5 protein-coding genes are annotated in these 9,003 nt (G+C 66.9%); all 5 read left to right on the top strand.

Annotation, left to right across the window (positions count from 1 at the left end; all coding sequences use genetic code 11):
• Window positions 1–127 precede the first annotated feature (127 nt).
• Window positions 128–1,588, top strand: coding sequence for a hypothetical protein (locus tag KME80_RS47590; protein ID WP_219518848.1), 1,461 nt, complete (start codon window positions 128–130; stop codon window positions 1,586–1,588).
• Window positions 1,589–1,602: 14 nt separating this feature from the next.
• Complete coding sequence (locus KME80_RS47585; protein WP_219518845.1) at window positions 1,603–5,148, top strand: hypothetical protein; 3,546 nt, start codon at window positions 1,603–1,605, stop codon at window positions 5,146–5,148.
• A gap of 697 nt (window positions 5,149–5,845) precedes the next feature.
• Window positions 5,846–6,646, top strand: coding sequence for a hypothetical protein (locus KME80_RS47580; protein ID WP_219518841.1), 801 nt, complete (start codon window positions 5,846–5,848; stop codon window positions 6,644–6,646).
• 856 nt (window positions 6,647–7,502) lie between these two features.
• A complete protein-coding gene (locus KME80_RS47575; protein ID WP_219518838.1) occupies window positions 7,503–8,630 on the top strand; it encodes a ParA family protein in 1,128 nt (375 codons plus the stop codon).
• Window positions 8,630–9,003, top strand: a 374-nt coding sequence (locus tag KME80_RS47570) for a hypothetical protein (protein WP_219518835.1), incomplete at its 3' end; no start/stop codon positions are given. The genes KME80_RS47575 and KME80_RS47570, both read left to right, overlap by 1 nt.

The following is a 9,003-nucleotide window of genomic DNA, read 5'->3' as shown; positions in this document are numbered from 1 at the left end:
GCGGATGGCTTGAATGGGCGGTAGTGTGCGTGCCACGAGCGTAGGTCCTTGCGTAGTGCGAACTTTGGTCGGTTCCGCACGGCAACCTACGCTCGTTCACATTTACACCGCATCTCGGACGCGACCGATGCGCAACACGCCGCCGGACAGTCCCGAGCCGGAGCCCATCGACCCGCACCTCGGCGTTCCATTGATTCGGGCCGGCGACACCGGGCTTTCGCCGGAGGCCAACCCGCACCCGTACCGCTTCGCCGACCCCGCCGACCTCTTCACGCCATCGCAGCCCGCCGCCGACTACGGGCTGCTGCTCGCCACGCAGACCTTCCGCGTGCTGTTCCCCCGGGTGAAGATCGACAAGGGCGCGGACAGCATCACCGGGGATCTGGCGCCGCTTCTCGCCGATCCGCACGCGATGCTGAGCGCGACCGGCCTGTTCCCCCAGCTCGCGCACGCGATCGCGTTCCCGAGCAACGCCTACCGGCTCCACGTGCTGGGCGAAGGCCAGATACGGCTGTCGCCTTCGCCGCTGACCCACACCGTCCCGCCACGCTCGCTGCAGATCGTCAAGGCGGCGGGCGTGCACGCGTACACCGAGTATCGGGGCGGCGACCGCCACCAGAGCGGACCGGCGACAATCGCGTTGCGCTTCGACTCCACAGCGCACCCCAGCTGGGGCCTGACGATCGGGCCGATGAGCACCGTCACCGACGTCGACCCGTTCGGCCCCCTGATGCGGATGATCACGACACTGCAGGCGAGCAGCACCGGTCCCCCCAGGGCGACCAAGCCGCTGATCGAGTTCGGCGGGGCACTGCAGCCCGTCGAGGAGCTGCTGACAGTCCTGCATGAGTTCGGCCTGCCGGTCGACCTCCTCGTCGAAACCCCGAACTCCGCCGAGGTGGAGCGCAACAAGAAGGTCAAAGCGAAACTCGATCTCATCGACTTCGAGCTACGCGTGCCTGGAAAGATCACAGGCGAGATCGGCGTCGGTTACGAGATCGGCACCACGAGGGCCGTCCGAGACGTCCTCATGCCCGGCGGAGTCGTGGAGATCTCAGTCGAGATCGAAGGCTCGATCCAGCTGCCCATATTCCCGCTGGTGTACGGGGGCGGCTTGTTCCGTCTCCACTTCGCCACGGGTTACGAGCAGACGGCGAAGGACCCGGTCAAGCGCGAGATCAAGTTGTCCGCCGCCGCCGTCGGCAGTGTCGGCGGCGCCATCGTGCCGCACCTCATCAGCGTCGAGGGCGAGATCCGGTACGGGTACGTCCTGCTCGCCGACTTCGCCAAGGAGGAGTACTACCCGGGAGTGCTCTTCGGGTTCTCCTTCGAATGCGAGATCGGAGAAGGAGTCGCCGGCGTCAAGGTCGGTCTGGAAGGCGAGGTGATCGGCTTCGTCAAGCGGGTCGACGACGAGGAGATCCACATCCGCGCCGAAACCACGATCGCCGGGGAGATCGAGCTGTGCGACATCTTGTCTTTTGAGTACTCGATCGAGGTCGAGTACGACCAGAAGCTGCCGAGTAAAGCGATTATGGCCTTGGCCGGGGCCGCCTACTTCGGGCTGCTCCCGCCGATTCCGCCGTAACAGGAGAGCCCGTCATGACCAATCCGGACGCGCGGCTCACGCTGCTGACCTTCCCGCAGTCCTGGGACGGCTCGAAGCTCGAGCTGCGGGTGCTCGCCCTGCCGAAGGGCAACCCGCGCCTGGCGCCGCTGCCGGGTGCCCCGCCGTTCGCGCAGGCCACGCTCGCCCTGGACGTCGTGATCGTCGCCGGGCTGGACTCACTACCGTCTCCCGGCGTGGAATCCGCCCGGATCGGGCTCGGCATGCGCCCGGCGGCCCCCGGCCGCGCCGGGCTGTACGCCGAACTGGAGACATGCTTCGCGATCAAACCCACGCCGCCGGGCCAGGTGATACGACCGCCCGGCACCCAGATCATGAAGTATCTGATGCCGAGCTACCGGGAGGCGTTCGCCTTCCGCGGCCCCCGGACCGAGTACGCGGTGATCGACGACCGCTACCGATGCGTTCTGACGGAGACGAATGTGGCGGCCCGGCCACCCCGCCCGCCGGTATCTCATGAGGTCACGTGGGGACAGGTACTCGCCTTCGGGCTGAAGAACCCGCTCCTGGCGGAGAAGCTGGGACTGCTGCACGCCGACCTGTCGGTGCCCGCCGGCGACCTCTTCGAAACGGGCGGCTGGCTATACGCGACCCTCGGGGCGCACAGCGCCTACGCCGCCCAAGCAGCCGCCGACCCCAGTGTGCTGGCGGTGTACGCGGCGCGGATCCCTGCGCTCTCCGGTCCGCGCGCCCTCTTCTCCGCCGTTCAGTTCCCGGTGCTGGCGACACCGCCAGGCACCTTCGACGACCTGTTCGTGGAAGCCGCGTCCTACGACGACGGCTTCGCCAAGATCGTGCACGGTGCGCAACCCCGCACCATGGGCATCGCCGACCTCGACCCGAGCGAACCGCTGCCGGTGAAGGACATCGGGATCCGGCTCGGCTGGGACGACGAGCAGGTCGCGATCTGGCTCAACCGCGCGATCAGCCCGGCCACCGTCGAGGACACGGTGCTCGGCGTCGGCGGCTACCGGGTCGACGTGCGGCTCGCGGGCACCGAAACCTGGAGCTCGATGGTACGGGTGCGCAGCGACGTGCGGGTCGGCTCCATCGACGTCGGCCGGTTCGAAGGCGAGCTCGGGGTCCGCACCACGCCAGCGCAACTGCTCGGTGCCAAGACCGGCGACTACTGGCTGCCGAGCTACTTCACCTCATGGGCGGGCCGGTCGGTGGTGACCGGCGACCGTACCGCGCTGGAGGTGTCGGGGCGTACGCCGCGCATGTCCAGCAGTGAGCCGGTCGGCGACCAGGCGGTTGCGCTGCGATACGGCCGCGACTACGAGTTCCGGGTGCGGCTGATGGATCTCAGCGGCGGAGGTCCCCCCGCCGACCGGCTGCCCCGCAATCCCGCGCCGGCGCCGATTCGACGCGTCCCATTTCGCCGCCACGTCCCGCCCAAGCAGGTGAAGGTAACCGCCGAACCCGCTCGGCTCCTGGTCGAACGGCCCCTGATCGGCTACCCCGACCTGGTGTTCACCGGCTTCGACCAACCCGTCGCGGCGCTGCTGGCCGACACCGCTCAAGCCGTTCAGGAACAACGCGAAACCGGGGTCCACGACCCGGACGTGAAGGCGGTCCAGATCGCGGTGGAGGTGCGGCTGCCCGACGGCGACGACAGAGGCGTGGACGGCGAGCCGTACCTGCGGCTGTACACGGCGCTGCGGCGGTTCGAGTCGGCCGCGCCACTCGCCGCACCGCTGCCGATCGACCTCACATACGTGGACGTCAAGGACGTCGCCGCGTTGCGGCCGGCGGATCCCAGCCAGCCCACGCCGGGGACGGGGCCGCTGGCGATCCCGACCGCCCGGGACGTACGGGTGCGGATACGCGCCGTCGGCGACCCCGATCCTGAGCTCGCGTACTGGGGTTCCGACCAAGCGAGGATCGCGCAGCTGGACGCCGGGGTCCACCTGCGGCAGGAGGCCACCGACGAACGCGCGTTGTGGTCGCCCGACGCCCCCGGACGGCAGATCCAGGCGATCCTGCTGCCGCCCGAACCGGCGCCGACCAGCCACGTCAGCGCCGAGCTCGCCATGGAAGGACGCCAGAACCAGGCGCCTGACGACGTTGCGTCCCGCCTGGCGCAGCAACTGGACCTGGACGTCTCAGGGCTGACCTTCGCCGGCAGGCCCGGCCACCGTACGATCTTCGGCTGCTCCTCGCGACTGGCGCACACGCTGACATCCGCCCGATCGGGGATCACGTTCGCTTCCAAGCTGGAACTGACCCGGCAGTGGATCATCGCCATCCGGGTCGGCCTGGATCGGGACTGGACCTGGAGCGGCGTGACGTCGCGCGGTTTCGAGATCGTCGACGGGTCCGGTGAGGTTGTGGGCACCCTCGACCTGCCGCGATCTGCCGGTGCGCAAGCGCGGCCGGAGCCGGACCGCACCAGGACGGAGCTGGTGTTCTTCGACGCGCTCGACGGCACTCCCCCAGCCGGCCGGCACCCAGAGGAGCTCACCACGTCCTACAGCGTCCGCCCTGTCTTCCGGGAGCCGTCCACCACCGCCGACCCGCCGCTGACGTGGGAGCTGCGGCTCCCCATCACCACCCCGCCCCGCCAGACACCCCGGCTCGTCTCCGCGGGACTGGCGCAGTCGTCGTACGAGCCGGCACCCGACTACTCCTCGACGCAGCCACGCGCCCGGCGTCTGTGGCTGGAATTCGCGCTTCCGCCCGCGGACCCTGGTGACCAGTATTTCGCGCGGGTTCTCGGCTACGCCCCCGACCCCCTGCTGATCCCACTGAACGAGGACATCGCGACCCCTGCGGAACCGCCTCTGCCGATCGATCCCGAACCGATGCGCGTCATCACGCCGGGGCAGAGCGCCGACAACAACGGCCTCGCCGCGATGCAGCCGCTCATCCCCGCCCAGGAACGTGACCCGGATGCTCCGATCCACCACTACGTCCTGCCGCTGCCGCCCGGGATGGACGAGACGAGCCAGCAGCTGTTCGGGTTCTTCGTGTACGAGCTGCGCCTGGGCCACGGCGCGAGCCGGTGGTCGACCGCGCAGGCCCGGTTCGGGCCACCGCTGCGGGTCACCGGCGTGCAGCATCCGGCGCCCCCGCTGGCCTGCTCTGTCAGCCGGCTCCCCGAGACCATCCTGGTGAGCGCTCCCGTGGCGACCCCAGTCCACAACGGCCGCCTTCTGCGGCCGGCCAGACCCCGCACCCAGATCTGGGCCTTGATCTACGCCCAGGTGACCCAGTTCGACGGTGAGCGGCAACGCAACGTGCTGCTGGCGCGGGCGCCCGCCAGAACCGGCCTGATCAACACCAACCAGCGGTACGCCGACCAGGGGGAAGAGCATGCGATCGCGCGATTCAGGGTCGAGAACATCACCAGCATCCTGGCCAGCCTGGGGCTGAACACGGGGTCGCCATTGAGCGTCATGACCGTCGAGCTGTACCAGGACACGCCCGATCGGCAGGACCCGCTAGGCGACGACCTGGGACACGTCCGTATCCTGCGCACGTCCCCGCTCACAGCCGTACCGCAGATGTGTCTGCCTTGAAGGTCACGCTTGGTCCTGAGCCCTCTGGATGCAGGGCGTGGTGCGCCGGCGCGCTCACACCCTCCATGCGGGACGTCCCCTCGTACATAGAAACCACGAGGAGCCCTGTGAGTGCCGCTACCTGGTCAGCATGTGTAGATCGATCGACTCGCGAGGGGCTCCCGCCCCGCCGTATCCGAACGACATGTCGAGGTGCGGGCCGGAGATCGCGAACGCCCTTGAGACTGCGGTTTCCCTTGGGCCGGCACTCTTCGACGCGCATACTGCAACGACTACCACCCCGTCGCCGTGACCAACCGGGTCCTCAACCACCTCACGCTCGGACACGTGTACCCGCCTTTGCTCGAACCGCCCGCAGAGAACCTGACCGACCTCACCACCTGCCCCGGCGAGACCGTCGACGATATGCGATCCACCAGCGGCGTCCGATGCGCGGGACAGACCGCAGCCCAGCCCAGCCCAGCCCAGCCACCCTCCGAGCTCACGCCCGTGGCGGCCTCGCCAGCTCCGCGCGTCTCCAGCAGCGTGAGGACGCCGTACGCCAGTGAACGGACGTCACCTGACGCAGGTACATCCAGCCCCAGCGCCTCGACCATCGTCTACGGCGGACGGACTGCCGTCTTCAAAGCCGTCAGACATGCAAGCCCCAGATCTCGAGTGAATCGAACATGATCATACATGTCAATACACTATTGACATGCCTAAGCGTGCCGAGCCTCAGATCAGCAAAACCGCAGGTCAGCGGGCTATTACTGAGATTGTAGATCGCCGACGACAGGTGCGCGATCCGGACCTGGAGACGTTGTTGCGCGACGTGCCGGAGGAACAGCCGGTCGCCGTTATCCGATACGTCCTGGCATCCCACAGAGTGCCGGACTGGGTCACATCGAATGACGTCATCGATGCCCTATGGGTGCTGGCCTACGTCCGCCGGTACTTCCCGCACCTGCCCGAAGAAGCGGATCGGCTCGAGCGAGACCTACTCGAACTCGGATGCGCCAAGCAGATCGCCATGATCAGGATGGCCCCACCGCTCAACGTCCGAACGCGCCAGGCGGTGGAGAACCGGATCCTGCGTCACCGTGCGGCCGCGCTGGGCTTGGCGCGGAGCGAGCGGCAGGAGCGAGCACATCGACTCTCGGCCGGCCGCCCTGCCAAGATCACATCCGCCGAAGGACAGTGGTACGACCGCCATGCCCTTTCCCTATGGGAAGCGGCATCGGAACTCGTTGGCTACCGCACCAGGTTTGACCACCTCATCGACGATGAGCTCGCGGAGAGCATCATCGGCCTGCGCCGCGCGGTGCGTGAGATGGAGTGGCCATTGACTCAGGCACACTTCCCCACTCTCCGGGAGATCGGATGGTGGGCACAGGAGATCGTCGACGCCCTGAGCGAGGATAGATACGCCGACTTCCGGCAACAGCTCGGCGAGGTGCATCCGCGCCTGGCCGAGCTCACCGCACAACAGCACCAGGCGCGGTTCGGCTCCTCATAGGGATAGGGACCCCTCTCCCCAGCGCATGACGCTCCCTTTTGGGCTTGCCCGGTCCCTCATCGAGCCCACTTCAAAGGCGTGCGCGCCACCTGCTGGGCTCACGCGCCGAATGAGGCCCACCGAGCCCCCCGCCAAGATGCGAGTGACCCCTCTTTTCACATCACGGAAGGGCAGAGGCTGCGGCACGCTGGTGACGGTGGAGGCTCGACGAAGTCGTCGACCTACCGGAATCCACGGAAGATGACGGGGAAGCTGTAGCTTCAACCCCTGTTTGCGCACGGGGCCACAAGGCCCCTTACGCGGCCGATCCCCCTTCCCCGGTACTTCCTATCCACCCCCGCGCTGTTCGGCCCTCAGAGGCGTTTCCGCAGGTAGAGCTAGCTAGATTTCGTACCAAGGCCATCAACTTGACCGGTGTCCACCTAGGGCAGTCACCCTCGTATCAGGTCAGTCCCCCGGAGGAACGCCTCGACGGGGATGCACTCACTATCGCTTGTCCATACAGCTACTCAAGCCTTCGACCGTCAGCCCCATCAGTGAAGCGCATGACCGTCCATAAACCCAGGGGCCAACTCGGCGAACGCCACTGTCCACACCGGAAGGAGGCAAGGGGGGCTCCGATCAACCGAACGTAAAAACCCCAGGTCACATGCCCTCGCTTTCACACAATCGGACAGCCGTACCTTCGGGCAAGCGTGCAGGCAATCACCATCACAAGCTCGCAACCATGCAGTGTCCGACACGCGCGTTACCGCTAGATCCTTAGAAAACCGTCCTTGACGCTCTACCATGGTCCCGGCGATAGCAGATCTCGCTCGCCCCATGGGACACGCCCGTTACAATGAGGGGACCAGCTATGTCAGATATGGCGACTCAGATAGCCGAGCAGCCAGCGCAGGGCATGGGGGAGGCGACTAGCCTCTCAGCGTGGCAGCAGCATCACACCACTGCGGTAGCCAACGTCGTCGCGCTGATGATGCGCAAAGGTGGCGCAGGCAAAACTACGCTGACCTTGCTCCTAGCCGACGCACTCGTTCGCTTCGGCTTGCGCGTCCTCATCATCGATCTAGATCCTCAGGGGAACTCCTCGATCGGCGTTGGCAAGAAGGTTCAACTCGAAGAGGTGCCGTCGCTCAACAAGCTCGGCGGCAAACCCGCGAAGCGACCGACCGAGCCCACTGTCTTGGAAGTCATTGAGGCCGATATCGCAGGTGTAGCCGAGGACGCCATTCAACTCGTCGACTGGGGCTACGACGCCGACGAAGCCTTCCCTCGCGGCGGCCCCCTTCGGACTGGTCAGATCGGCACCCTCGGAATCATCACCGCATACCACGCACTAGAAACCGAAGCAGCCACCTGGCGCCCTGGTGACCTGGAGAAGCTAGCCACCGCCCTTCTCCTTCCCACCGAAGACAGCGGGGATGTCGCCCCCAACGTCAAGTGGGATGTCGTCCTCATCGATACTCCCCCCGGCGGATCCCTCATCTCCATCCAGGCAGCCAAAGCCGCCTACCACGCCCTGCTTGTCACCCAGGCTCAGAGGTTCGGCGTCGAGGCGATCCCGGACACCCTCCTCCTGGTCCAAGAGGTCAAGGACAGTTACAAGCACGAAGACCTTGACGTCCTCGGCCTTGTCTTCAACGAATACACCGAACGGAGCCAGACTCAGGGCCAGCTGATGGCCCAAGTCGAGGAAGCCCAGAGCAACAATGATCCCGACTATGACGTTCCGGTGTGGAAGGGCCGCCTGCCGAACTACACCGTCGTCGACAAGAGCCAGGCTGCGGAGACCCCGCTTTCCGCCTACCTCGCCAGCGGAGCCAGGGGAGAACGTGACACAGCTCGCAAGGTCTGCCAAGTCGCTGAAGCTGTGGCACTGCAACTGCTCGCAGGAATCCGCCATCCCCACGCCGATGAGCTGAAGGCCCTCTGGAAGCAGGCATGGCCCACGCACCAGCGGTCCTCCGTAATCGAGGAGGTCTAATGCCCCCGAAGGCGAAGTCGCGTCTAGCGCCGAAGGCTATCCGCGGGTTCGGCCAGCCGGCCGATATCTCCCCAGCAGAGGCGGAGCAGGTTGAACGGGCCGAGCGCGAACGGGCCGCACGTGAGCAGGCCGAGCGCGAGCAGGCCGAGCGCGAGCAAGCCGCACGTGAACAGGCCGCACGTGAACAGGCCGCACGTGAACAGGCCGCACGTGAACAGGCCGCACGTGAACAGGCCGCACGTGAACAGGCCGAGCGCGAGCAGGCCGAGCGCGAGCAAGCCGCACGTGAACAGGCCGCACGTGAACAGGCCGCACGTGAACAGGCCGCACGTGAACAGGCCGCACGTGAACAGGCCGCACGTGAACAGGCCGC

Source organism: Nonomuraea ceibae (genome assembly GCF_019396325.1).
Taxonomy (GTDB): domain Bacteria; phylum Actinomycetota; class Actinomycetes; order Streptosporangiales; family Streptosporangiaceae; genus Nonomuraea; species Nonomuraea ceibae.
The sequence above is the reverse complement of the archived record's forward strand: the minus strand, read 5'-3'. Positions and strand labels throughout refer to the sequence as shown.

Bases quoted from the DNA above. Each gene is read 5' to 3' on its own strand.
- KME80_RS47585 (WP_219518845.1), top strand. From the start codon at position 1,603: ATGACCAATCCGGACGCGCGGCTCACGCTGCTGACCTTCCCGCAGTCC.
- KME80_RS47580 (WP_219518841.1), top strand. From the start codon at position 5,846: ATGCCTAAGCGTGCCGAGCCTCAGATCAGCAAAACCGCAGGTCAGCGG.
- KME80_RS47575 (WP_219518838.1), top strand. From the start codon at position 7,503: ATGTCAGATATGGCGACTCAGATAGCCGAGCAGCCAGCGCAGGGCATG.
- KME80_RS47590 (WP_219518848.1), top strand. From the start codon at position 128: ATGCGCAACACGCCGCCGGACAGTCCCGAGCCGGAGCCCATCGACCCG.